This window comes from Janthinobacterium sp. 1L-D-8-B-C4 (assembly GCF_057291295.1).
Genome location: NZ_JBXAVX010000007.1, coordinates 306,671 through 328,317, shown reverse-complemented (window position 1 = coordinate 328,317; position 21,647 = coordinate 306,671). Strand labels below are relative to the sequence as shown.

21 protein-coding genes are annotated in these 21,647 nt (G+C 60.8%); 6 read left to right on the top strand and 15 right to left on the bottom strand.

Features of this window, described 5'->3' with window-relative positions:
* Positions 1–80: 80 nt before the first annotated feature.
* From AC0Z42_RS15100 to AC0Z42_RS15090, 3 genes are all read left to right on the top strand, one after another.
* Positions 81–1,136, top strand: a complete 1,056-nt coding sequence (locus AC0Z42_RS15100) for a quinone-dependent dihydroorotate dehydrogenase (RefSeq protein WP_485469020.1) — start codon at positions 81–83, stop codon at positions 1,134–1,136.
* A 9-nt stretch (positions 1,137–1,145) separates the two neighbouring features.
* Positions 1,146–2,192, top strand: coding sequence for an aldo/keto reductase (locus tag AC0Z42_RS15095; RefSeq protein ID WP_485469019.1), 1,047 nt, complete (start codon positions 1,146–1,148; stop codon positions 2,190–2,192).
* Positions 2,193–2,472: 280 nt separating this feature from the next.
* A complete protein-coding gene (locus tag AC0Z42_RS15090; protein ID WP_485469018.1) occupies positions 2,473–4,878 on the top strand; it encodes a TonB-dependent receptor plug domain-containing protein in 2,406 nt (801 codons plus the stop codon).
* A gap of 115 nt (positions 4,879–4,993) precedes the next feature.
* Here AC0Z42_RS15090 and AC0Z42_RS15085 read toward each other — a convergent pair whose 3' ends face one another.
* Positions 4,994–5,827, bottom strand: coding sequence for an aldo/keto reductase (locus AC0Z42_RS15085; protein WP_485469017.1), 834 nt, complete (start codon positions 5,825–5,827; stop codon positions 4,994–4,996).
* Positions 5,828–5,997: 170 nt separating this feature from the next.
* Here AC0Z42_RS15085 and AC0Z42_RS15080 point away from each other — a divergent pair, with 170 nt between their 5' ends.
* Entirely contained in the window at positions 5,998–6,576 is a 579-nt protein-coding gene (locus AC0Z42_RS15080; protein ID WP_485469016.1) for a hemerythrin domain-containing protein, read from the top strand.
* A 10-nt stretch (positions 6,577–6,586) separates the two neighbouring features.
* Here the strand turns inward: AC0Z42_RS15080 and AC0Z42_RS15075 are convergent, their stop codons facing one another.
* The 8 genes from AC0Z42_RS15075 to AC0Z42_RS15040 all read right to left on the bottom strand — a co-directional run bounded on the left by AC0Z42_RS15075 (position 6,587) and on the right by AC0Z42_RS15040 (position 13,377).
* A complete protein-coding gene (locus AC0Z42_RS15075) occupies positions 6,587–7,519 on the bottom strand; it encodes a CysB family HTH-type transcriptional regulator (RefSeq protein ID WP_485469015.1) in 933 nt (310 codons plus the stop codon).
* 10 nt (positions 7,520–7,529) lie between these two features.
* Complete coding sequence (locus AC0Z42_RS15070) at positions 7,530–8,600, bottom strand: sulfate/molybdate ABC transporter ATP-binding protein (RefSeq protein WP_485469014.1); 1,071 nt, start codon at positions 8,598–8,600, stop codon at positions 7,530–7,532.
* Between the two features lies 1 nt (position 8,601).
* Entirely contained in the window at positions 8,602–9,528 is a 927-nt protein-coding gene (gene cysW, locus AC0Z42_RS15065) for a sulfate ABC transporter permease subunit CysW (RefSeq protein ID WP_485469013.1), read from the bottom strand.
* Complete coding sequence (cysT, locus tag AC0Z42_RS15060; protein ID WP_485469032.1) at positions 9,528–10,334, bottom strand: sulfate ABC transporter permease subunit CysT; 807 nt, start codon at positions 10,332–10,334, stop codon at positions 9,528–9,530. Before cysT ends, cysW begins: the two co-directional genes overlap by 1 nt.
* Positions 10,335–10,562: 228 nt before the next feature.
* Complete coding sequence (locus AC0Z42_RS15055; RefSeq protein WP_485469012.1) at positions 10,563–11,201, bottom strand: peroxiredoxin; 639 nt, start codon at positions 11,199–11,201, stop codon at positions 10,563–10,565.
* Positions 11,202–11,235: 34 nt separating this feature from the next.
* Complete coding sequence (locus tag AC0Z42_RS15050) at positions 11,236–11,802, bottom strand: RBBP9/YdeN family alpha/beta hydrolase (protein ID WP_485469011.1); 567 nt, start codon at positions 11,800–11,802, stop codon at positions 11,236–11,238.
* A gap of 59 nt (positions 11,803–11,861) precedes the next feature.
* Positions 11,862–12,863: a sulfate ABC transporter substrate-binding protein gene (locus AC0Z42_RS15045; RefSeq protein ID WP_485469010.1), complete on the bottom strand. Its 1,002-nt coding sequence runs from the start codon at positions 12,861–12,863 to the stop codon at positions 11,862–11,864.
* A 130-nt stretch (positions 12,864–12,993) separates the two neighbouring features.
* The gene (locus AC0Z42_RS15040; protein ID WP_485469009.1) at positions 12,994–13,377 is read right to left on the bottom strand and encodes a diacylglycerol kinase; all 384 of its coding nucleotides are present in this window, start codon (positions 13,375–13,377) and stop codon (positions 12,994–12,996) included.
* Positions 13,378–13,529: 152 nt separating this feature from the next.
* Here AC0Z42_RS15040 and AC0Z42_RS15035 point away from each other — a divergent pair, with 152 nt between their 5' ends.
* Complete coding sequence (locus AC0Z42_RS15035) at positions 13,530–14,309, top strand: IclR family transcriptional regulator (protein WP_485469008.1); 780 nt, start codon at positions 13,530–13,532, stop codon at positions 14,307–14,309.
* 176 nt (positions 14,310–14,485) lie between these two features.
* Here AC0Z42_RS15035 and pbpG read toward each other — a convergent pair whose 3' ends face one another.
* Both pbpG and AC0Z42_RS15025 read right to left on the bottom strand, forming a co-directional pair.
* Positions 14,486–15,595: a D-alanyl-D-alanine endopeptidase gene (pbpG, locus tag AC0Z42_RS15030; RefSeq protein ID WP_485469007.1), complete on the bottom strand. Its 1,110-nt coding sequence runs from the start codon at positions 15,593–15,595 to the stop codon at positions 14,486–14,488.
* A 176-nt stretch (positions 15,596–15,771) separates the two neighbouring features.
* A complete protein-coding gene (locus AC0Z42_RS15025; protein ID WP_485469006.1) occupies positions 15,772–16,689 on the bottom strand; it encodes a DMT family transporter in 918 nt (305 codons plus the stop codon).
* 349 nt (positions 16,690–17,038) lie between these two features.
* Here AC0Z42_RS15025 and AC0Z42_RS15020 point away from each other — a divergent pair, with 349 nt between their 5' ends.
* Positions 17,039–17,599 carry a phasin family protein gene (locus AC0Z42_RS15020; RefSeq protein ID WP_485469005.1) on the top strand — a complete coding sequence of 187 codons (561 nt, stop codon included), beginning with the start codon at positions 17,039–17,041 and terminating at the stop codon, positions 17,597–17,599.
* 139 nt (positions 17,600–17,738) lie between these two features.
* Here AC0Z42_RS15020 and AC0Z42_RS15015 read toward each other — a convergent pair whose 3' ends face one another.
* The 4 genes from AC0Z42_RS15015 to AC0Z42_RS15000 are packed head-to-tail and all read right to left on the bottom strand — an operon-like array spanning position 17,739 to position 21,405.
* The gene (locus AC0Z42_RS15015) at positions 17,739–18,458 is read right to left on the bottom strand and encodes an ABC transporter ATP-binding protein (RefSeq protein WP_485469004.1); all 720 of its coding nucleotides are present in this window, start codon (positions 18,456–18,458) and stop codon (positions 17,739–17,741) included.
* Positions 18,455–19,228, bottom strand: a complete 774-nt coding sequence (locus tag AC0Z42_RS15010; protein WP_485469003.1) for an ABC transporter ATP-binding protein — start codon at positions 19,226–19,228, stop codon at positions 18,455–18,457. Before AC0Z42_RS15010 ends, AC0Z42_RS15015 begins: the two co-directional genes overlap by 4 nt.
* Before the next feature lie 10 nt (positions 19,229–19,238).
* Positions 19,239–20,456, bottom strand: coding sequence for an ABC transporter permease subunit (locus AC0Z42_RS15005; RefSeq protein WP_485469002.1), 1,218 nt, complete (start codon positions 20,454–20,456; stop codon positions 19,239–19,241).
* Positions 20,457–20,475: 19 nt separating this feature from the next.
* A complete protein-coding gene (locus AC0Z42_RS15000) occupies positions 20,476–21,405 on the bottom strand; it encodes a branched-chain amino acid ABC transporter permease (protein ID WP_485469001.1) in 930 nt (309 codons plus the stop codon).
* Positions 21,406–21,647: the final 242 nt, after the last annotated feature.

The following is a 21,647-nucleotide window of genomic DNA, read 5'->3' as shown; positions in this document are numbered from 1 at the left end:
GCCGGGGAACACGGTAAAATACGCCACCCATAGACAGACCCAATCACCGCATCACGCCCCGCGCAATCTTCGAAAAACCCATGTCCAAAAAATTCCTGTACTCCCTCGCCCGCCCGCTGCTGTTTTCCATGGATGCCGAAGCGGCCCACCATTTCACCCTGCCTGCATTGAAACGCGCGGCCGCGCTGGGCCTGACGAAACTGGCCGGCAAACCGGCCGCCGACCCGCGCACGGTAATGGGCATCACCTTCCCCAATCCGGTCGGCCTGGCCGCCGGGCTGGACAAGGATGGCGCGTTTATCGATGCGCTGGCCGACATGGGCTTTGGCTCGATCGAAGTCGGCACCGTCACGCCGCGCGCGCAGGCCGGCAATCCGAAGCCGCGCATGTTCCGCCTGCCGCAGGCGCAGGGCATCATCAACCGCATGGGTTTCAACAATGGCGGCGTGGACGCCTTTGTCGCCAATGTGCAGGCCTCGAAGTTTTATCAGGAGCGTGCTGGCGTGCTGGGCCTGAACATCGGCAAGAACGCCGATACGCCGATCGAGAAAGCAGCCGAGGATTACCTGCTGTGCCTGGAAAAAGTCTATCCGTATGCCAGCTATGTGACGGTGAATATCTCGTCGCCAAATACGAAAAACCTGCGCCAGCTGCAGGGCGCATCCGAACTCGACGCCCTGCTTTCGCAATTAAAAGCGGCGCAGGCGCGCCTGGCCGACCAGCACAAGCGCTATGTGCCGCTGGCCCTGAAAATCGCGCCGGACATGGATGGAGAACAGGTAAAAAGCATCGCCGAATCCCTCACGCGCCACGGCATCGACGGCGTGATCGCCACCAATACCACGCTCTCGCGCAGCGCCGTGGAAGGCATGGAGCATGGCGCGGAAGCCGGTGGCCTGTCGGGCGCGCCCGTGTTCGAACTGTCGAACACCGTGATCCGTCTGCTGCGGGCGGAACTGGGTGATGCGCTGCCGATCATCGGCGTGGGCGGCATCATGCAGGGCCAGGATGCGGTGGCCAAGTTCGAAGCGGGCGCGCAGCTGGTGCAGCTGTACAGCGGCCTGATTTATGCCGGCCCGGCGCTGGTCGGCGACTGCGCGCGCGCGCTGCGCGGCAAGCAGGCCAGGTCACACTAAGGAGACGGCATGGACAAGATCACACTCGGTTCGAGCAGCCTGCTGGTCAGCAAAATCTGCCTGGGCAGCATGACGTTTGGCGAGCAGAACAGCGAAGCCGAAGCGCACAGCCAGCTCGATTACGCGCTCGAGCGCGGCATCAATTTCATCGATACGGCCGAGATGTATCCGGTGATGGCCAGCCCGGAAACGCAGGGCAATACCGAGCGTTATATCGGCAGCTGGCTGAAAAAAAGCGGCAAGCGCAGCGGCATCGTTTTGGCCAGCAAGGTCGCCGGGCCGAACAGCCGCATGCACTGGATACGCGGCGGCAAGAACAACCTCGACGCGGTAAATATCCGCGCCGCCGTCGAAGACAGCCTGCGCCGTTTGCAGACCGAGCATATCGATCTGTACCAGCTGCACTGGCCCAGCCGCAATGTGCCCATCTTCGGCGCCAACAGTTTTAATCCGCAGCATGAACGCGAGTCGGTCGCCATCGAAGACACGCTGGCGATCCTGGGCAAGCTGGTCGACGAAGGCAAGATCGGCCATATCGGCGTGTCGAACGAATCGTCGTGGGGCGTATGCGAATATATCAAGCAGGCCGAACTGAAAGGCCTGCCGCGCATCGCATCGATCCAGAACCTGTACAACCTGACGGCGCGCCAGTTCGAGACCGGCCTGCTGGACGAAACCTGCCACCGCGAAAACGTGGGCCTGCTGGCCTACAGCCCGCTGGCGTTCGGTCAGCTGACGGCCAAATACCTCGACGATCCGCAGGCGCGCGGCCGCCTGACGATTTTCCCGCCCGGCTGGAGCCCGCGCTATATCCGCCCAGCGACGATCGAAGCGGCCCGCCAGTACGCGGTGCTGGCGCGCGAGCATGGCCTGACGCCAACCCAACTGGCGCTGGCCTGGTGCTACTCGCGCTGGTTTATCGCTTCAACCATTATCGGCGCGACCAGCCTGGAGCAGCTGGCTCACAATATCGACGCCTACAGCATCACGCTGTCGCCGGAAATCATCGCGGCGGTTGACGCCATTCACGCCACGCTGACCAACCCCGGTCAGTAAAGCCGCTCCCTGCCGGTGGCGCAACGCCGCCGGCAGTCGTTTTTATACAACAAGCACCATTCCCTTGCAGTGCACCATTGCGGTGCCGCCATGCCCGGTCGTATGCTGGATAGCAAGGCGATATGCGCTACTCCTGCAAATTGCCCGCGCATTATCCGTTTATCGCATAACGATACACAGAAGCATTCGTAGCGCGCCACGCGCCCACTGTTAATCTGATGACATCGCAGGACCTCCACGGTCCGCGTCACCTGAATCACTAACCGAAGAGATATAGTCGATGAGTTCCCCACAAGCCCGTAGCGCCGTCCGCGCCCTCCCCGTCAAGACCGTCATCGCCGCCAGCCTGGTGGCCTGTTTCGCCCTGCCCGCACACGCCCAGCAGGAACTGCCGGCCGATGGCGAACTGCAATCGGTGGTCGTGACCGGCACCTTTGCGAAAAACCGCCGCACCATCGATTCCGAATCGCCGATCGACATCCTGACCTCGCGCGACCTGCAAAGCACCGGTTCGGGCGAACTGGCCACCGTGCTGGCGCGCCTGCTGCCGTCGCTGAACTTCGCGCGCGCCACCGGCGCCGACGCCAGCGACGCCGTGCGTCCGGCCCAGCTGCGCGGCCTGTCGCCCGACCAGACGCTGGTGCTGGTCAACGGCAAGCGCCGTTATACGTCCGCCGTGGTCAATGTCAACGGCTCGCTGGGCCGCGGCTCGGCGCCGGTCGACCTGAACGCGATTCCGCTGGCCGCCATCGACCACGTGGAAGTGCTGCGCGATGGCGCCGCCGCCCAGTATGGTTCGGACGCGATCGCCGGCGTGATCAATATCATCCTGAAAAAAGGCGCGGCCGGCGGCGACGTGGAAGTGGGCTATGGCCAGACCCAGGAACGCGACGGCAAGCAGAAGTCAATCAAGGGTTCGGCCGGCTTTGCGCTCGGCGAGGACGGCTGGCTGCGCCTGTCGGCCGAAGTGGCCGACCGCGATCCGACCAACCGCGCCGGCGCGGATTTGCGCAATCCGCTGGAACCGCGCTACGGCCAGGTCAACCAGCGCTACGGCGACGCCGAAAGCCAGCCGGCCACCGTCTTCTTCAACAGCGAATACCACATCAACGACAATATCGACTGGTATGCCTTCGGCAACTACGGCAAGCGCGACACCTCGGCCGCCGCCACCTGGCGCACCGCCTACAACGGTACCGCGCTGCGCACGCCGGTGTACCCGGAAGGCTTCTTGCCGCTGCAAAACAGCACCCTGACAGACCAGTCGCTGGTGACCGGCTTGCGCGGCGAAGCGGCCGGCTGGCGCTGGGACGCCAGCCTGAACTACGGCAGCAACAAGTTCGAACTGGACCTGGACAACACCATCAACCTGTCGATCGGCCCGCTGGGCATCAACAGTCCCACGCATTTTTATGCCGGTTCGCTGAAAAACGAACAGACCGTGTTCAACCTCGACGCCGCGCGCGAATTTGCCGTGCCCGCCTTTACCGGGCCGCTGACGGTGGCCGCCGGTGTTGAGGCGCGCCATGAAAAATACAGCATCGGCGCCGGTGACGAAGCGTCATACTCGGGCAGCGGTTCGCAGGGCTTTGCAGGTTTTCGTCCAGCCAACGCCGGCAGCCACTCGCGCCATAATGAATCGGTCTATGTGAACCTGGAAGCGGAAGTAACGAAAAAACTGTCGGGCGGCGTGGCGCTGCGCCATGAGCGCTACAGCGACTTTGGCAACACCACCTCGGCCAAGGGTTCGGCGCGCTATGCCTTTACCGACGCGCTGTCGTTGCGCGGCACGGCCTCGAGCGGCTTCCGCGCGCCATCGCTGGCGCAGCAGTACTACACCATTACCACCACCAACTTCCAGGTCATCAACGGCACCAATACGCCGATCGAGACGGGCACCTTTGCCGTCAATACGCCACAGGCACGCGCCTTGGGTGCGCAAGACCTGAAGCCGGAAAAAGCCCGCAACTACAGCCTGGGCCTGCAATTCCAGCCGAACCGCAACTTCACCACCTCGATCGACGCCTACCGCATCGACATCGACAACCGCATCCTGTTCTCGGCCAATCTGGCGCTGAACAGCGCACTGCAGGCGCAACTGGCGGCGCAGGGCACGGCCGTCGGCGCGGCGCGCTACTTCACCAATGCGGTCGACACCCGCACCAAGGGCGTCGATATCGTCAGCACCTACCGCATCGAGCTGCAGGAAAAAGACCGGCTGGACTTTACCGTGGCCTACAACCACAACAAGAGCTCGGTACAAAAAATCGCCGACAATCCAGCCGTCCTGACCGCCAACAACCTGCTGCTGATCGACCGCCAGACCATTGCCCGCGCCACGGTCGCCTCGCCGAAGGACAAGTTCAGCCTGGCCGCCGACTATGGCTTCGGCAACTGGAACGCGCACGGCGTGGTCACGCGCTACGGCAGCTTTACGGTGCCGCAAAACAATGTGACGCTGGACCAGAACTACGATCCGCAGTGGGTGCTCGATTTGTCGGGCAGCGTCAAGCTGGGCAAGAACTGGCGCCTGGCCGCCGGCATCGACAACGTCACAAACCGCTACCCGGCGAAAGTGACCAGCGCCGGCAACCTGAACGTGGCCGGCACCCAGCCGTACAGCATCTTCGCGCCGAACGGTTTCAATGGCCGTTATTACTATGCGAAGGCTGGGTATAGCTGGTAATGCTGATGGGGCGGTTGTCGGATTACGCTACGCTAATCCGACCTACTGCCCCGACAAGATCGTAGGTCGGATTAGGCCCGCAGGGCCGTAATCCGACAACATTGTTGACGCTAACTTACCGTTCGTCGTTGGTATCCGGATCCCCACCCTGCCGATGCTCGCCATCAAGCAGCGCCAGCGCCGCCAGGTCGTCCGCGTCGAGCGCAAAGTCGAACACGGCCAGGTTCTGCCGCATGCGCCCGGGGTCCTGTGATTTCGGGATCGCCACCAGGCCGTGCTGCACATGCCAGCGCAGCAGTATCTGCGCGGCCGGGCGGCCATGTTTTTGCGCGATGCGCGCCACCGTGGCGTCCTTCAATACTTCGCCGCGCCCCAGCGGACTCCAGCTCTCGATCACGATGCCCTGGCGCGCATGCCAGGCGCGCAGCGCCGCTTGCGTGAAGTCCGGGTGCAGCTCGATCTGGTTGACGGCCGGCAGCACGCCGGTTTCCGCCAGCAGCCGGTCGATATGGGCCGGCTGGAAGTTCGAGACGCCGATCGAGCGGATGCGCCCTTCCTCGCGCAGGCGGATGAAAGCGCGCCAGGTGTCGACATACAGGTCGCGCATCGGCAGCGGCCAGTGGATCAGGTACAGGTCGAGGTAATCGGTTTTCAATGCCGCCAGGGTGGCGTCAAACGCGCGCAAGGTGCTGTCAAAGCCGTGTTCGCTGCCACGCAGCTTGCTGGTCAGCTGCACCTGGTCACGCGCCACGCCGCTGGCGACGATGCCGCGCCCGACGCCGGTTTCATTACCGTAACGGGCCGCCGTGTCGATCAGGCGATAGCCACAGCCCAGCGCCGCCTGCACTGCCGTTTGCGCTTGCGCGTCGTCCAGCGGCCAGGTGCCAAAGCCGATCTGCGCCAGGCGCTGGCCATCGTTGAGGGTCAAATGGGGGATCGCAGCCGTCATGTCTGTCCTTTGTGGTGAGCGGGAACGATCATCATAAAGGCTGAAGGCGCAGCGTGCTTCCTGCCGTGCGGCGCGGCCAGGTTTTGCGCCAGCGCAAACCAAGGCCGTCTGCCTGCGGTGCGGGCATCGGCCTGCACTATCATCAATGGTCATCCCTCACGGAGAAAGCCATGCTGTCATTGAGCAAACTGAGCCCGTCGATTACCGACATGATCCGCTTCGACCATTCGCATGTGCTGCTGACGTTTCACCAGTACACGACCAGCAAGAAACCCGCCGTCAAGAAGGCGCTGGCCGAAACCATTTGCAGCGCACTGGAAATTCATGCCACCCTGGAAGAAGAAATTTTCTATCCGCGATTGCGCCAGCTGAACCCGGCCTTGCCGGTGCTGCAAAAAAGCGTGCCCGAGCACCAGGAGATGCGCCGCCTGATCGCCGAGTTGCGCGCCTGCGACGCATCGAGCGCACGCCACGACGCCCTGCTGCACGAACTGATGCGCGACGTGATGCATCATGTGGCCGACGAGGAAACCGTGCTGCTGCCGCAAGCGGAAACCTTGCTCGACAGCGAACGCCTCGGTGCGCTGGGCGTGCAGATGAGCAAGCGCCGCCTGGCGCTGCTCAAGCCGCAGGCCGGCAAGATCGCCGCCAATACCGCCATCGGCTTTTCCGGCAGCAGCACCGCCTGGATGCTGGGCGTGGCCGGCGTGCTGCTGGCGGCCAGGCTGGTCAGCCGCAAGGCGGCCTGAAGAAAATCGCTTACAGCGCTTCTTCGCCACTCATGGCGCGGTCGATATCCTCGCGCGTCAGGTCCGGTGCCAGTTGCAAAATGAATTCATACGCATAGGCGCGCAGATAGGCGCCGCGGCGCACGGCCAGGCGGGTGGTATTGGTAGCGAACAGGTGCGACGCTTCCACCGCGCGCAAGCCCTTGTCGCGGCCATGGTCGAAGGCCATCGAGGCGACGATGCCCACGCCCATGCCCAGCGCCACGTATTGCTTGATGACGTCCGAATCCATGGCGGTCAAAATGATGTCGGTGGTCACGCCGGCCTTGGCAAACGCATCGTCGATATGGCCGCGGCCCGTAAAGCCCTTGTCGTAGGTGATCAACGGGTATTTGGCCAGGTCTTCCAGGCGAATCGGCGAGTGTTCCAGCAGCGGGTGGCCGTCCGGCACCACGATCAGATGGCTCCAGCGGTAGCACGGGAACGACACCAGGTCGGGGAACTGGCTCAGGCCCTCGGTGGCGATGCCGATATCGGTCTTGCCCGACAGCACCCATTCGGCGATGTGCTCGGGCGCGCTTTGCTGCAGCGCGATGCGCACATCGGGAAAGGCCGCGCGAAAGCCCTGCACCACTTTCGGCAGCGCATAGCGGGCCTGGGTGTGGGTGGCCGCCACCGACAAGGTACCGCTGGTCTGGCCGCTGTATTCCAGGCTGGCCTGCTGCAGGTTTTCCGCTTCGATCAACAGGCGGTCAACGATCTTCAGGATGCCCTTGCCCGGCTCGGTCAGGCCCGTCAACCGCTTGCCGTTGCGCTCGAAAATGACCACGCCCAGCTCGTCTTCCAGTTCGCGGATCTGCCGGCTCACGCCAGGCTGCGAGGTAAACAGGGCATTCGCCACTTCCGTCAGGTTATAACCGCGGCGCGCTGCCTCGCGTATCGAGCGCAATTGTTGAAAGTTCATGTCATTCCAATCAAGTTCGTGTCGGTTCGACAAATACATGCAGGCGCTTCGGTCGCACGACCAAGGTCTCGCCTTCTTTCAGCTGCAGATGGCTGAAGCGTTCGTTCGACATCACCGCTTCGATCAGTTCGCTGTTATCGACGCGCTGCAAGTCCAGCTGGGCCAGCGGACCGATCGCATGGGCGCGGCTCAGTTTCACCACGATGCCGTCGGCGCCCGGCGTGTAGCGGTCGATTTCCAGGTCGTGCGGCCGCACATAGGCGGTGCCTTTGCTGTCGCTCACGCCCGCGTAATCGGGCACGTCGAAACTGGCGTCGCCGGTGGCCATCACGCCATCGTGCACACGGCCATGGAACAGGTTGACGTTGCCGAGGAAGCCATACACAAACGGTGACGCAGGATGGTTGTAGACCTGCTCGGGCGAACCGAGCTGCTCGACCGTGCCCTTGTTCATCAGCACCACCTGGTCGGCCACTTCCAGCGCCTCTTCCTGGTCGTGCGTGACGAAAATGCTGGTCACGTGCAGGTCGTCATGCAGGCGGCGCAGCCAGCGGCGCAATTCCTTGCGTACCTTGGCGTCGAGCGCGCCGAACGGCTCGTCAAGCAGCAGCACGCGCGGCTCCACCGCCAGCGCGCGGGCCAGCGCGATACGCTGGCGCTGGCCGCCGGACAACTGCGGCGGATAACGGTCGGCCAGCCAGTCCAGCTGCACCAGCTCCAGCAAGTCTTTCACCTTGCGGCGGATCTGGTCTTCGGACGGGCGCTCGGCGCGCGACTTGACGCGCAGGCCAAAGGCCACGTTTTCAAATACCGTCATGTGCTTGAACAGCGCATAGTGCTGGAACACGAAGCCGACCTGGCGCTCGCGCACATGGCGGTTCGAGGCGTCTTCGGCGTCGAGCAGCACCTGGCCGCTGTCCGGATGTTCGAGGCCGGCAATAATGCGCAGCAAGGTGGTCTTGCCGCAACCGGACGGGCCCAGCAGCGCCGTCAGTTCGCCGGCAGGAAAGTCCAGCGAGATATTGTCGAGGGCGACGAAATCGCCGAAACGCTTGTTGATGTTTTTAACTGCGATGGTCATGTCAGTGCTCCGTGGAACGTAAGGCGGAATCGTCGGCGTCGCTCTCGTTCAAACGCCACTCAATAAAGGCTTTCAGGGCCAGGGTCACCAAGGCCAGCAGGGCCAGCAGCGAGGCCACGGCAAAGGCGGCGGCGAAGTTGTACTCGTTGTACAGAATCTCCACCTGCAGCGGCATGGTGTTGGTTTCGCCGCGGATATGGCCGGACACCACCGACACCGCGCCAAACTCGCCCATGGCGCGCGCATTGCACAAAATCACGCCATACAGCAGGCCCCACTTGATGTTCGGCAAGGTCACGCGGCGGAAGGTATTCCAGCCCGAGGCGCCCAGCACCAGCGCCGCCTCTTCCTCTTCGCTGCCCTGCGACTGCATCAGCGGAATCAGCTCGCGCGCGACAAACGGGAAGGTAATGAAGATGGTTGCCAGCACGATGCCGGGCACGGCAAACAAAATCTTGATGTCGTGTTCCTGCAGCCACGGACCGAACCAGCCCTGGGCGCCGAACATCAGCACATAGATCAGGCCGGAAATCACCGGCGAGACCGAAAACGGCAGGTCGATCAGGGTCAGCAAAATGCTTTTGCCACGGAACTCGAACTTGGCAATGCACCACGATGCGGCCACGCCGAACACCAGGTTCAGCGGCACGGCAATCGCTGCCGTGATCAATGTCAGCTTGATGGCGGAAATCGCATCGGGGTCGATAATGGCAGCTATGTAGGCTTCCCAGCCCTTCTTGAACGCTTCGGCAAACACCGCCACCAGCGGCACGATCAGGAAAGCGGTGAGGAACAGCAGCGCCACCGTGATCAGGACGGTGCGTACCCACAACGGTTCGAGCACGACGGGGCCGGCGGCGGGTTCGATGCGGCGTGCTTTCGGCAACGCATCTTCCACGGTGGCGACAGCGGAGACTTTGGTCGTCATTATTTCTTGCCCTTTCCGCGTGTCCACGCTTGCAGCAGGTTAATCGTCAACAACAGCAGGAACGAGATCACCAGCATCACGACGGCAATCGCCGTGGCGCCCGCGTAATCGTATTGTTCCAGCTTGGTAATAATGAACAACGGCGTGATTTCCGACACCATCGGCATATTGCCGGCGATAAAAATGACGGAACCGTATTCGCCGGTGGCGCGGGCAAAGGCCAGCGCAAAGCCGGTCAGCAGCGATGGCAGGATGGTCGGGAAAATCACGCGCGTAAAAGTCTGCAGGGAATTGGCGCCCAGGCTGGCGGCCGCTTCTTCAAGCTCTTTTTCCGCATCTTCCAGCACCGGCTGCACCGTGCGCACCACAAACGGCAGGCCGATAAAGGTCAGCGCCACCACCACGCCCAGCGGCGTAAACGCCACCTTGATGCCAAGCACGCCTTCGATGAACTGGCCAAACCAGCCATTCGAGGAATACAGGGCAGTCAGGGTAATGCCGGCCACCGCGGTTGGCAGCGCAAACGGCAAGTCGACCAGCGCGTCGATAATGCGCTTGCCGGGAAACTTGTAGCGCACCAGCACCCAGGCGAGGATGCCGCCAAAAATCACGTTGAGCAAGGCAGCGATCAGCGAGGCGCCAAACGTCAGGCGGTACGAGGCCATCACGCGCTGCGAGGTGACGGCCGTGAAAAACGCGTCCCACGTCATGGTGAACGTCTTCAGAAACACCGCTGACAGCGGGATCAGCACGATCAGCGCCAGGTAGAACAGCGTAAAGCCCAATGACAGCTTGAAACCCGGCATGACCCGGAACGGCGCGCCGCGCGCCTTCACCGGTGCTAGTGTTGCTTCAGACATGGAATCCCCTTCTTATTACATTTTCGAGTAACAGGGCGCCATATTCACATGCAATCGTTATAAAAAGAACTAACCATTTCTCATTTGCTTAGATGCAAAATGCATACATAAGCATGGAAAGCGATGGACGAAAAAAAACGCACCTGCAAGGTGCGTTTTTGTGTAAAAAACCGATTACTTGTTTGGCTGAGGTGTCAGGCGCAGGTAGGGCTTGGCGGCCGTAAAGCCTTTCGGGTATTTCTGCTTGATCACTTCCGGGTCCTGCACCGGCAGCGGGATGATGACGTCGTCGCCATCTTTCCAGTTGCCGGGGGTGGCCACCGTGTAGCCGTCCGTCAGCTGCAGGGCATCGATGACGCGCAGAATTTCATCGAAATTGCGGCCGGTGCTGAGCGGATACGTGAGAATCAGGCGCACTTTCTTGTTCGGGTCGATGACGAACACCGAGCGCACGGTGGCGGTAACCGACTGTTCCGGGTGGATCATGTCGTACAGCACCGATACCTTCTTGTCGACGTCGGCGATGATGGGAAAGCCCACCACCGTGTTTTGCGTCTCTTCGATATCCTTGATCCAGCTTTTGTGCGATTCGGCCGCATCGACCGACAAGGCCACGGCTTTCACGTTGCGCTTGTCGAATTCCGGTTTCAGCTTGGCGGTCAGGCCCAGTTCGGTGGTGCAGACAGGGGTGAAGTCGGCCGGGTGGGAAAACAGCACCACCCAGGAGTCGCCAGCCCACTCGTGGAACTTGATCGGGCCGATCGAGCTGTCTTGTTCAAAGTCGGGGGCGGTATCGCCCAGGCGTAAAGTCATCGTGATCTCCTCAACAGGTTTTAGGGTTGGACAATCAGGCTGCGTGACGGTGGCGGCGTTCATTTTGCGCCAGGTCAAACAGCGTTTGCAGTTGCGCCTGGCCATACACCCAGTCACCCAAACCGGACTCGGCGTTGATATGGCCCAGCGCACCGCCATCAATATACTTGCAATTCCAGCGCCGCGCCCACTGCGCCGCATGTTCAGCCTTCATCCACGGGTCGGTCTGGCTGGCGATCAGGATACCGGGGCAAGGCAGGCGCTTGTGCGGCAAGCTGTCGGCGACACCGAATTTATCGGGGTCGGCCGGCCCCACCAGCAGCACGCCGGCCACGCCATGCGGATCGCGCGCCAGGCTGTGGGCCGTCGCCAGGCAACCGAAGCTGTGTGCAACGATCAGTGTCGGACGGCTTTCTTCACGGCGTGCGCGATCGAGCTTTGCAGACCAGGCCGCCAAGTCGGGCTGTTCCCAGTTGTCCTGTTCTACCCGCTCGAACTGCGGATACAGGCGCTGCCAGCGGCTCTGCCAATGCTCGGGACCGCTGTTATGCAAGCCCGGCACGATCAGTACCCGGTAATCTGAAAAGCTGCGCAGCGCCATGATGGTTCCCTTGCGATCAATGCAATCCAAGTGGGCAGGCTTGCGCCTGCCTGTCGCGATTACTTCGGTTGGTAGATCTGGTCAAAGATGCCGCCGTCGGCAAAGTGCGCTTTTTGCGCCGCCGTCCAGCCACCGACCTGGTCGATGGTGAACAGATTGACCTTGGCAAACTGGCTGGCATATTTCTGCGCCGCCTTGGCAGTCGCCGGGCGGTAGTAATTCTTGGCGATAATGTCTTGCGCTTCATCGGTGTACAGGTATTGCAGGTAGGCTTCCGCTACCTTGCGCGTGCCGTGCTTGTCGACCACCTTGTCGACCACGGCGACCGGCGGCTCGGCCAGGATGCTGATCGACGGCGTGATGATGTCGAACTTGGTCGGACCCAGTTCCTTGACGGCCAGGTAGGCTTCGTTTTCCCAGGCGATCAGCACATCGCCGATGCCGCGTTCAACGAAGGTGGTGGTGGCGCCACGGGCACCGGAATCGAGCACCGGCACGTTTTTATACAGTTTGCCGAGGAATTCCTTCGCCTTGGCTTCGTTGCCGCCCGGCTGGCGCAGCGCATAGCCCCAGGCTGCCAGGTGATTCCAGCGCGCGCCGCCCGAGGTTTTCGGATTCGGCGTGATGACGGACACGCCAGGCTTGATCAGGTCGTTCCAGTCCTTGATGCCTTTCGGATTGCCCTTGCGCACCAGGAACACGATGGTCGAGGTATAAGGCGAGCTGTTGTGCTGCAAGCGCTTCTGCCAGTCGGCGGCCAGCAGCTTGCGCTCGGCCAGGGCGTCGATGTCATACGCCAGCGCCAGGGTCACCACGTCCGCTTCCAGGCCATCGAGCACGGCGCGTGCCTGCTTGCCGGAACCGCCATGCGATTGCTTGATCTTGACGTTGTCGCCCGTCTTGCCTTTCCATTCCTTGGCAAACGCCGTGTTCACGTCCTGGTACAGCTCGCGGGTCGGGTCATACGACACGTTGAGCAGAGTGATATCGGCAGCTTGCGCGGTTTGCAGGATGGCAAAGGCGCTGATGGCGGCAGCAATAATTATTTTTTTCGACAACATCGAAGATCCCCGTGTGGTTAAGCTTTCAGAGCCACCAGATTACGGCTACCGCCTCATAAAGAGAACGAAGCGTTTCACCATTTGATATGCGATTTTCGCATATGGATGGTATTGAACGGGGATATCGCGGTCAATAAAAACGGTTGAACAGCACCACCGCCCAGGTGGCGAAGGCCAGCAGGCAGGTCAGCAGCACGGCCGCGCTGCCGAAATCCTTGGCGTTCTTCGACAGCTCGTGGCGCTCCAGCGATATGCGGTCGACTACCGCTTCCAGCGCGGAATTGATCAGTTCGACAATTAGTACCAGCAGCAGCACACCGATCAGCACCAGCTTTTCAAATGCGGAGACACGCAGCAGCAAAGCAATGATGGTGCCAACCACGAACAGGCCCAGTTCCTGGCGGAACGCATGCTCGCCACGCCAGGCCGACTTCAGGCCGTCGATGGAATAGAAAAAGGCAGAAAAGATACGTTTCAAGCCGCTTTTGCTTTTGAATTCGTTTACTGGTTGCATGGATTTTTGTGTCGAGGCCAATGTAGGAGTTTGATTATGCCTTGGCACAGTAGGAATGTGACAATTTTTACTGCAAAGCCACAGGGGGCATTCCCCTCTTTCACATCATGGTATAAAGTACGGCATGAATACTGCATCGCACCAAATCCATCATGAAAATTGAACCCGTCGCGGCGCCCAAGACGACGATACAGGTGATCGAGCGCATGGTCGCCCTGCTCGACGCGTTGGCCAAATATACCGACCCGGTCAGCCTGAAGGAATTATCCAAAGTCTCGGGCCTGCACCCGTCCACCGCCCACCGCATCCTGAACGACATGGTGCTGACGCGCTTTGTCGACCGCATCGAGCCGGGTACCTACCGGCTGGGCATGCGCCTCCTGGAACTGGGCAATGTGGTGAAAAGCCGCTTGAGCGTACGCGAAGCAGCGCTCGACTTCATGCGCCAGCTCCACAAGAAAACCCAGCAAACCATCAATCTGTCGGTACGCCAGGGTGACGAGATCGTGTATATCGACCGCGCGTTTTCCGAGCGTTCCGGCATGCAGGTGGTGCGCGCCATTGGCGGACGCGGTCCGCTGCACCTGACCTCGACCGGCAAGCTGTTCCTGTCGGTCGATGAACCAAAGGCAATCCGCGCCTATGCCACGCGCACCGGCCTGGCCGGTCACAACAAGAATTCGATCACGGATCTGCTCAAGCTCGAACGCGAACTGAGCCAGGTGCGCGAGAACGGCTATGCGCGCGACAATGAAGAGCTGGAACTGGGCGTGCGCTGCATGGCCGCCGGCATCCGCGACGATTCCGGCAAGCTGATTGCCGGCCTGTCGATCTCGGCGCCGGCCGACCGCCTGCAGGATGAGTGGCTGGAAGACCTGGTGGATACGGCCAATCAGATTTCCGTGACCCTCGGTTTCATGCCGCAGAATTAAAAAAGGCAGTGAAAACTGCCATGTAATAAGTCAGCGTCCCTGCGCCATAAGCCACAGTCGCCCGCACAGGCCCACCGGGCCAAGCGGGCGTCTCCGGCCCGCCGTTTCAACGCCTTGTACGTTTCATCCGTCGACGGCTTGAGTAAATGGCATTACAGCGAAAACTGCTTTTTTGATCAACCGCCGGGTAAAACCAGATTACCTGGCTTCAAAGCCTCCAACCACTTGCGCATCCGCCCGGCATCGGCCGTACGCGACTGCTTGCCCTTGGAATCGAGAAATACCATAATCACGGAACGCCCTTCGATCACCGCCTGCATCAGCAAGCAACGCCCGGCCTCGTTGATAAAGCCGGTTTTTTGCAAGCCGATATCCCAGCCCGGATTGGCCACCAGGTGATTCGTGTTACCGAATTGCATGGGGTGGCCGCTGGCTTCGACGATGGCTTTCGGATCGGTTGAAAACTGGCGCAGCAGCGGCTGCTGGAAGGCGGCCATGGCCAGCTTGGCCAGGTCATGCGCGCTGGCCACATTCATTTTCGACAGGCCGCTCGAATCGACATAGCGCGTATCGTTCATGCCGAGTTTGCGCGCCTTGGCGTTCATGGCGCTGACAAAGGCCGGCAGTCCACCCGGATAATTGCGGCCCAAGGCCGAGGCGGCGCGGTTCTCCGAACTCATCAGCGCGATATGCAGCATGTTGGCGCGTGTCAATTGTGAACCGACTTTCAGGCGCGAGCTGCTGAACTTGGCGCGGTCGACGTCGTCATCCGTGATCGTCAGCACTTCTTCCATGTCCTGCCCTGCTTCGACCACTACCAGGCCCGTCATCATCTTGGTAATCGAGGCGATCGGCAGGGCCACATTGGAGTTCTTTTCGAACAGGACTTCCGCATTGCTCTGGTCAAGCACCAGCGCCACGCTGGACTTCAGGTCGAGCGGATCGCGTGTCAGGTTCAGGCCGGCCAGGTCACCCATGGTCGGCATCGGCGCGGCCATCGGCACGGCGGCGCTGGTCACTCGTTGATAGATGACCTTGCGCTTGCCGCGCACGGTAACCACGCGTCGCACGGCTTTCTCGCGCGGCGCGGCAGTCGCGCGCGTGCCCATGGCACGATCGCCCGTGGCACGAGCGCCCTTGCGCAGCACGACCTTGACTTTCTTGGTATTTTGTTTCTTGGCGGCTGAAGATTTACTGTTTGCTTCCTTGGCCTGCACGGCCGCAGCCGGTGCCAGCGCGAACAGCAGGGAAGCCAGTAAGCCCAGCGCGAGTTTAAACTTAGCCATTCAATATTTCCCCGTGAAGCTGTTGCATTATTGCAGTGTAGCGAAATGCAGAGTAATCGCAAGCCTATTTAACAGTTGAGACAGTATTTATTGCGGCAATGAAACACAAAGCATTAACAATGGGCAAACGAATTTCCATTTCATCATGTGATTCATTGCCTGAACCGTGATGGGTGTCATTTCTTGACGACAAACACCACGCCAATCACGGCCACCAGCATGCCGGCAATGCCCAACATGTTAAATGCTTCGCCAAACATCAGCCAGGCCATCACGGCCGTGGTCGGTGGCGTCAGGTACAGCAAGCCCGTGACCTTGGTGGCGTCGCTGCGCCGTATCAGTGCAAACAACAGGAAGATGGCACCGATCGACAGCACCAATACCGACCACAGCAAGGCGCCGATAAAGTTGCTGGTCCATTGCACCTGACTCAAAGCAAAATCCAGGCCTTCGTAATACAGGGCAAACGGCAGCACCACCACGATCGAGGCGGCAAATTGCACCACCGTGCCGGTGCGCAAGTCGAACTGCGGGCAATGGCGTTTCTGAACCATGGTGCCGGCCGTCATCGACAGCAGCGCGAACACGCACAGCAGCACGCTTTCCAGGGTCAGCCCCACCAGGTCGATCTTGGCGTAAACCACCAGCGCCACCCCCAGCAGGCCGAAAAACAGGCCCAGCCACTGGCGCGGCCGCACCGATTCGCCGATCAAGGGTGCAGCGCAGGCCGTCAGCACCGGCTGCATGCCGACGATCAGAGCAGACAGGCCGGCCGGCATGCCCAGCTTGATGGCACACCAGACGCCTGCCAGGTAGCCGGCCTGCATCAGGATGCCGGCCACGGCGATCTGGCGCAACTGCCCCACCGGCCAGGGCGCACGCAACACCAGTACCAGCGGCAGCAGGATCACCAGCACGCCCAGGAAACGCAGCAGCAGGAAGGTCAGCGGCGGCGCATACGGCAGGCCGAACTTGGCAACGATAAAGCCGGTGCTCCATAACAGCACGAAGAAAGCGGGCAAGGCCATCGGCGCCAGGCTGGCGGAAAAGGCGCTCTTGTTGCCGGCACTGGGCGCGGCGGGAATATTGGACATGGACAGGCTCGGAAAACGTGGCGGCACCATCGGCTGGCGCCAGTGCGGAAGGCAAGTCTAGCATGCGGTGTCGCGACGGGTCCGGAACGGATCTAAAAACCGATTTACAACTGAATAATTAACACCATGGAATCAATATTATTCTTTAGAAACAATGACTTTTGACCTGAATCTATTCAATTGTTGCATTGCACAAGATTCGCTTGACTTAACTTTTTTTCACCGTAGAATAGGGTTTGTTGCGTTGCACAATTGCTTGTTCAGCTAGATAAAACAGAGTCAACTGCTTCCCCCTTTACGGTAAACGCAGCATCAAATTAACCAGATTTCAATATTTTGGAGATTCACAATGTTTTCAATCCCTGAGCAATTCTCGTCCGCTACCAAATCCAACCTGGAAGCCCAATTCGCCCTGTTCTCGTCGCTGACGGGCAAGGCATTCGAAAGCATCGAAAAAATCGTCGAGCTGAACCTGACCGCCGCCAAGGCAACCCTGGAAGAGTCGACCGCGACCACCAAGCAATTGCTGGCTGCCAAAGATCCACAAGAATTCTTCTCGTTGACCGCCGCCCAGGCTCAGCCAACCGCTGAAAAAGCCATCGCTTATGGCCGTCATCTGGCTGCCATTACCTCCGGCGCCCAAGCCGAATTCAGCAAAGCTGCTGAATCGCAAATCGCCGAAACGAACCGCAAGGTCATCTCGCTGGTCGAAGAAGTCACCAAGAATGCGCCAGCCGGCTCGGAAAACGCTGTCGCCATCTTCAAAAGCGCCATCGGCAACGCCAATGCTGGCTACGAGCAGTTCACGAAAAGCAGCAAGCAAGCCGTAGAAACCATCGAAGCGAACCTGGCATCGGCCGTCAGCCAGTTCACGCAAGCTGCAGCCAAAGCCGCACCGCACGCTGCCTGATTGCTGCATGACTCAAGACCGCCCCAGGCGGTCCAGCTGAACCAGCTCCTCCCGGCATCCACCCGTTCTTCCCCACGGATGCCATTATGCCCCGGTCAACCCGGGGCATTTTTTATGGGGAAACACTAATCGCCACGCTTTACTCTCCCAAATACGCCGCCTTCACGCGCGGATCATCGAGCATGTCGGCCGCATTGCCGCTCATGGTCATCAGGCCCGAATCCATTACATAGCCGCGGTGCGCCGCCTGCAGCGCCAGGCGGGCATTCTGTTCGACCAGCAAGATGGTGATGCCTTCGCTCGATACCTTGCGGATGACTTCGAAAATCTTCTCGACCATGATCGGCGACAGGCCCATCGACGGCTCATCGAGCAGCAGCAGCTTCGGATGACTCATCAGCGCGCGCGCCATCGCCAGCATCTGCTGCTCGCCGCCCGACAGGGTGCCGGCCATCTGCGCCGCCCTTTCCTTCAGCCGTGGAAACACATCGAACCATTTGCCGATATCGGCTTCGACGCCGGCCGCGTCAGTACGGGTGTAGGCGCCCATCATCAGGTTTTCACGGATCGACATGCGGGTAAATACGCCGCGCCCTTCCGGCACCATCGCCAGCTTCTTTTCCACAAGGTGAAACGACTTGCTGCCCTTGAGCGACTCGCCCATATAGGTGATCGTGCCTTCGACCTTGCACGCAGGCAAAGTGCCGGTGATGGCTTTCAGGGTGGTCGTCTTGCCGGCGCCATTGGCACCGATCAGCGCGATCAGCTCGCCCTGATTGACTTCCAGGTCGATGCCCTTGACAGCCTTGATACCGCCGTAGGCCACGCTCAGGCCGGCTACTTTCAAAACATTGCTCATGCGTGCGATCCTCCCAGGTAAGCCTCGATGACGGCCTGGTTTTGTTGTATTTCGGCTGGCAAGCCTTCGGCGATGCGCTTGCCGTATTCAAGTACCGTGATGCGGTCGCACAGGCCCATCATCAGTTTCACGTCGTGCTCGATCAGCAGCACGGTCTTGCCCTCGGCCTTGATTTTCACCAGCAGTTCGCGCAGGGCCAGCTTTTCGGTGGCGTTCATGCCGGCCGCCGGTTCGTCCAGCGCCAGCAGTTGCGGGTCGGTGGCCAGCGCGCGGGCGATTTCCAGGCGGCGCTGGTCGCCGTACGACAAAAAGCGCGCCGTGCGGTTGGCGAACTGGGCAATGCCGACAAACTCCAGCAGCTCCATGGCACGCCGGCGTATCGACGCTTCTTCCTCGCGCGCCGCCTTGTGGCGGAAGATGGTGCCGAACACGCCCTGGTGCGAGCGCACATGGCGCCCCACCATCACGTTTTCCAGCGCCGTCATGTCGCCGAACAGCCGGATATTCTGGAACGTGCGGGCAATCCCGGCCTTGGCCACCTTGTGCGGCGCCGACGGCGAGTACGGCTTGCCGGCCAGTTCGAAGGTGCCGGTGTCGGGCTGGTACAGGCCGGTAATCACATTGAAAAACGTCGTCTTGCCGGCGCCGTTGGGGCCGATCAGGCCGTAGATCTGGCCTTGCTTGATGGTAATGCCGACATCGGTCAGCGCCTGCAGGCCGCCAAAACGCTTGTTCACGCCGGCGATATTGAGAATGATCTGTTCGCTCAAGCCGTTCTCCTTAAGCCGACACGACATCGGTCGATTTGTTGGGCTGGTCGACATCATGGTCGGGCCGGTCTTCGCTCTTTGGCGACGGCCACAGGCCGGCCGGGCGGTTGAGCATGATCAATACCATGGCCAGGCCGTACAGCAACTGGCGCAGCACCTCCGCTTCGATCACCACCTTGCCGAACAGCGCCTGCTGGGCCGGCTCGACCACATGGCGCAACAGTTCGGGAATCGACGCCAGGATCACGCCACCAAGAATTACGCCGGGGATATGGCCGATGCCGCCCAGCACCACCATCGCCAGCACGGCGATCGATTCGGTCAGGGAAAACGATTCCGGCGACACAAAACCCTGGAACGACGCAAACATGGCGCCGGCCACGCCGCCAAACGAGGCACCCATCGAAAACGCCAGCAGTTTGACATTGCGCGTATTGATGCCCATGGCTTTCGCGGCGATCTCGTCCTCGCGGATGGCGACCCAGGCGCGGCCCAGGCGCGAATGCTGCAGGCGCTTGGTGATGAACACCACGGCGATGCACAGGAACAGGAACAAAAAGTAATAGGCATTTACGGACGGCATGGAAAAGCCGCCCACCACCACGGTGCTGTTGGTGCCCGCCTCGCCGGCCAGGTTGACGCCGAACACGCGGATCGGATCGATCAGGTTGATGCCCTGCGGCCCGTTGGTGAAATTGATCGGGTCGTTCAGGTTGTTCATGAAAATGCGGATGATCTCGCCAAAGCCCAGCGTGACGATGGCCAGGTAGTCGCCGCGCAACTTCAAGGTCGGCGCGCCCAGCAGCGCGCCGAACAGGCCGGCGACCGCGGCGGCCAGCGGCACGATCACCCACACCGACAAATGGATGCCGTTCTCGCGGATCTGCGGCCCCATCAGTTGCACCAGCGATTCGCCAAATACAGGATATTGATTGATCACCGATTCGAGCAGGATGGCGAACTGCGGCGAAGCGAGCAGCGCCGTCAGATAGGCGCCCACCGCGTAGAAGGCGATATAGCCGAGGTCGAGCAGGCCGGCAAAGCCGACCACGATATTCAAGCCCAGGGCCAGCATGATGTAAAGCAGCGCCATGTCGATGATGCGCACCCACGAGTTGCCGAACTGGGCGGCAAAGAACGGGAAGATCATCAGCAGCGCGGCCAGGCCCACCATGCCGGCATAGGCTTTGGTCGGGTTCTTCTTGACGTCGAAATCGAGTAGTGCCATTTTCTGTCTCCTAATGACGTCAGGCGCGGTCGGCCACGCGTTCGCCCATGATGCCGGACGGGCGCAGGGTCAACACGATGATCAGCACGATAAAGGCAAAGATATCCTGGTAGTGGCTGCCGAGGAAGCCGCCGGTAAGGTCGCCGATATAGCCGGCGCCCAGGCTTTCGATAATGCCCAGCAGAATGCCGCCTATCATGGCGCCGTAGATATTGCCGATGCCGCCCAGCACAGCCGCGCAAAACGCCTTCAGGCCGGGGATGGCGCCCATGGAAAACTGGATGGATGCATAATTGGCGCCCCACATCACGCCGGCGATGGCGGCCAGTGCGGCGCCGATGGCAAAGGTGGCGACAATCACCTTGTCGGAATCGACCCCCATCAGGCCGGCCACGCGCGGATTCTCAGCCGTGGCCCGCATGGCGCGGCCCATTTTGGTTTTTTCCACCAGGATCACCAGCGAGCCCATCGAAATGGCGGCCAGGGCCAGCAGCAGCACCTGTGTTTGCGAAATGACGGCGCCGCCGATATTGATCGGGTCGGTCGACAGCAATTGCGGGAACGGCAGCGGATTGCGGGTCCAGATCATCATGGCAAAGGTTTGCAGCAGGATCGAGACGCCGATGGCGGTAATCAGGGGAGCGAGGCGGGGGGCGTTGCGCAGGCGGCGGTAGGCGACGCGTTCGATAATGATATTGATGAGCATGCAGGCGGGAATCGCGCCGAGGATGGCGGTAGCCAGTTTCAGGTAGCCGGGCCAGTCCGGCACGTAAATGCCCAGCAGCTTGAGGATGGAGAGGCCCACCATGGCGCCTATCATGAGCACGTCGCCGTGGGCGAAGTTAATCAGGTTCAGGACGCCGTACACCATCGTATAACCGAGGGCGACCAGGGCATACATGCTGCCCAGCACCAAGCCGTTAATGATTTGCTGGATGAATGTATCCATGTCAGATTGCCCTGTCGAGTTGCATTTTTCGGGAACACCTTGCGCTCGCCATGCCGCCGCCGATAAAAAAACGGCACCGAAGGAAAAATTCCTGCAGTGCCATCCCCGGACCGTTCTCACCAGCGTGGTGCACGCACTGAAAACGTGCGCGCACTTGCTTAGTCATAACGACAACATATTCAAGCTTGCGACCATCATAACGATCTTTTGCAAAAACTTAGCTTGGAATAATATCGTAATCA

Bases quoted from the DNA above. Each gene is read 5' to 3' on its own strand.
- AC0Z42_RS15090 (WP_485469018.1), top strand. From the start codon at position 2,473: ATGAGTTCCCCACAAGCCCGTAGCGCCGTCCGCGCCCTCCCCGTCAAG.
- AC0Z42_RS15095 (WP_485469019.1), top strand. From the start codon at position 1,146: ATGGACAAGATCACACTCGGTTCGAGCAGCCTGCTGGTCAGCAAAATC.
- AC0Z42_RS15080 (WP_485469016.1), top strand. From the start codon at position 5,998: ATGCTGTCATTGAGCAAACTGAGCCCGTCGATTACCGACATGATCCGC.
- AC0Z42_RS15075 (WP_485469015.1), bottom strand. From the start codon at position 7,519: ATGAACTTTCAACAATTGCGCTCGATACGCGAGGCAGCGCGCCGCGGT.
- AC0Z42_RS15055 (WP_485469012.1), bottom strand. From the start codon at position 11,201: ATGACTTTACGCCTGGGCGATACCGCCCCCGACTTTGAACAAGACAGC.
- AC0Z42_RS15040 (WP_485469009.1), bottom strand. From the start codon at position 13,377: ATGCAACCAGTAAACGAATTCAAAAGCAAAAGCGGCTTGAAACGTATC.
- pbpG (WP_485469007.1), bottom strand. From the start codon at position 15,595: ATGGCTAAGTTTAAACTCGCGCTGGGCTTACTGGCTTCCCTGCTGTTC.
- AC0Z42_RS15070 (WP_485469014.1), bottom strand. From the start codon at position 8,600: ATGACCATCGCAGTTAAAAACATCAACAAGCGTTTCGGCGATTTCGTC.
- AC0Z42_RS15015 (WP_485469004.1), bottom strand. From the start codon at position 18,458: ATGAGCAATGTTTTGAAAGTAGCCGGCCTGAGCGTGGCCTACGGCGGT.
- AC0Z42_RS15085 (WP_485469017.1), bottom strand. From the start codon at position 5,827: ATGACGGCTGCGATCCCCCATTTGACCCTCAACGATGGCCAGCGCCTG.
- AC0Z42_RS15045 (WP_485469010.1), bottom strand. From the start codon at position 12,863: ATGTTGTCGAAAAAAATAATTATTGCTGCCGCCATCAGCGCCTTTGCC.
- AC0Z42_RS15035 (WP_485469008.1), top strand. From the start codon at position 13,530: ATGAAAATTGAACCCGTCGCGGCGCCCAAGACGACGATACAGGTGATC.
- AC0Z42_RS15050 (WP_485469011.1), bottom strand. From the start codon at position 11,802: ATGGCGCTGCGCAGCTTTTCAGATTACCGGGTACTGATCGTGCCGGGC.
- AC0Z42_RS15020 (WP_485469005.1), top strand. From the start codon at position 17,039: ATGTTTTCAATCCCTGAGCAATTCTCGTCCGCTACCAAATCCAACCTG.
- AC0Z42_RS15000 (WP_485469001.1), bottom strand. From the start codon at position 21,405: ATGGATACATTCATCCAGCAAATCATTAACGGCTTGGTGCTGGGCAGC.
- cysT (WP_485469032.1), bottom strand. From the start codon at position 10,334: ATGCCGGGTTTCAAGCTGTCATTGGGCTTTACGCTGTTCTACCTGGCG.
- AC0Z42_RS15005 (WP_485469002.1), bottom strand. From the start codon at position 20,456: ATGGCACTACTCGATTTCGACGTCAAGAAGAACCCGACCAAAGCCTAT.
- AC0Z42_RS15025 (WP_485469006.1), bottom strand. From the start codon at position 16,689: ATGTCCAATATTCCCGCCGCGCCCAGTGCCGGCAACAAGAGCGCCTTT.
- cysW (WP_485469013.1), bottom strand. From the start codon at position 9,528: ATGACGACCAAAGTCTCCGCTGTCGCCACCGTGGAAGATGCGTTGCCG.
- AC0Z42_RS15100 (WP_485469020.1), top strand. From the start codon at position 81: ATGTCCAAAAAATTCCTGTACTCCCTCGCCCGCCCGCTGCTGTTTTCC.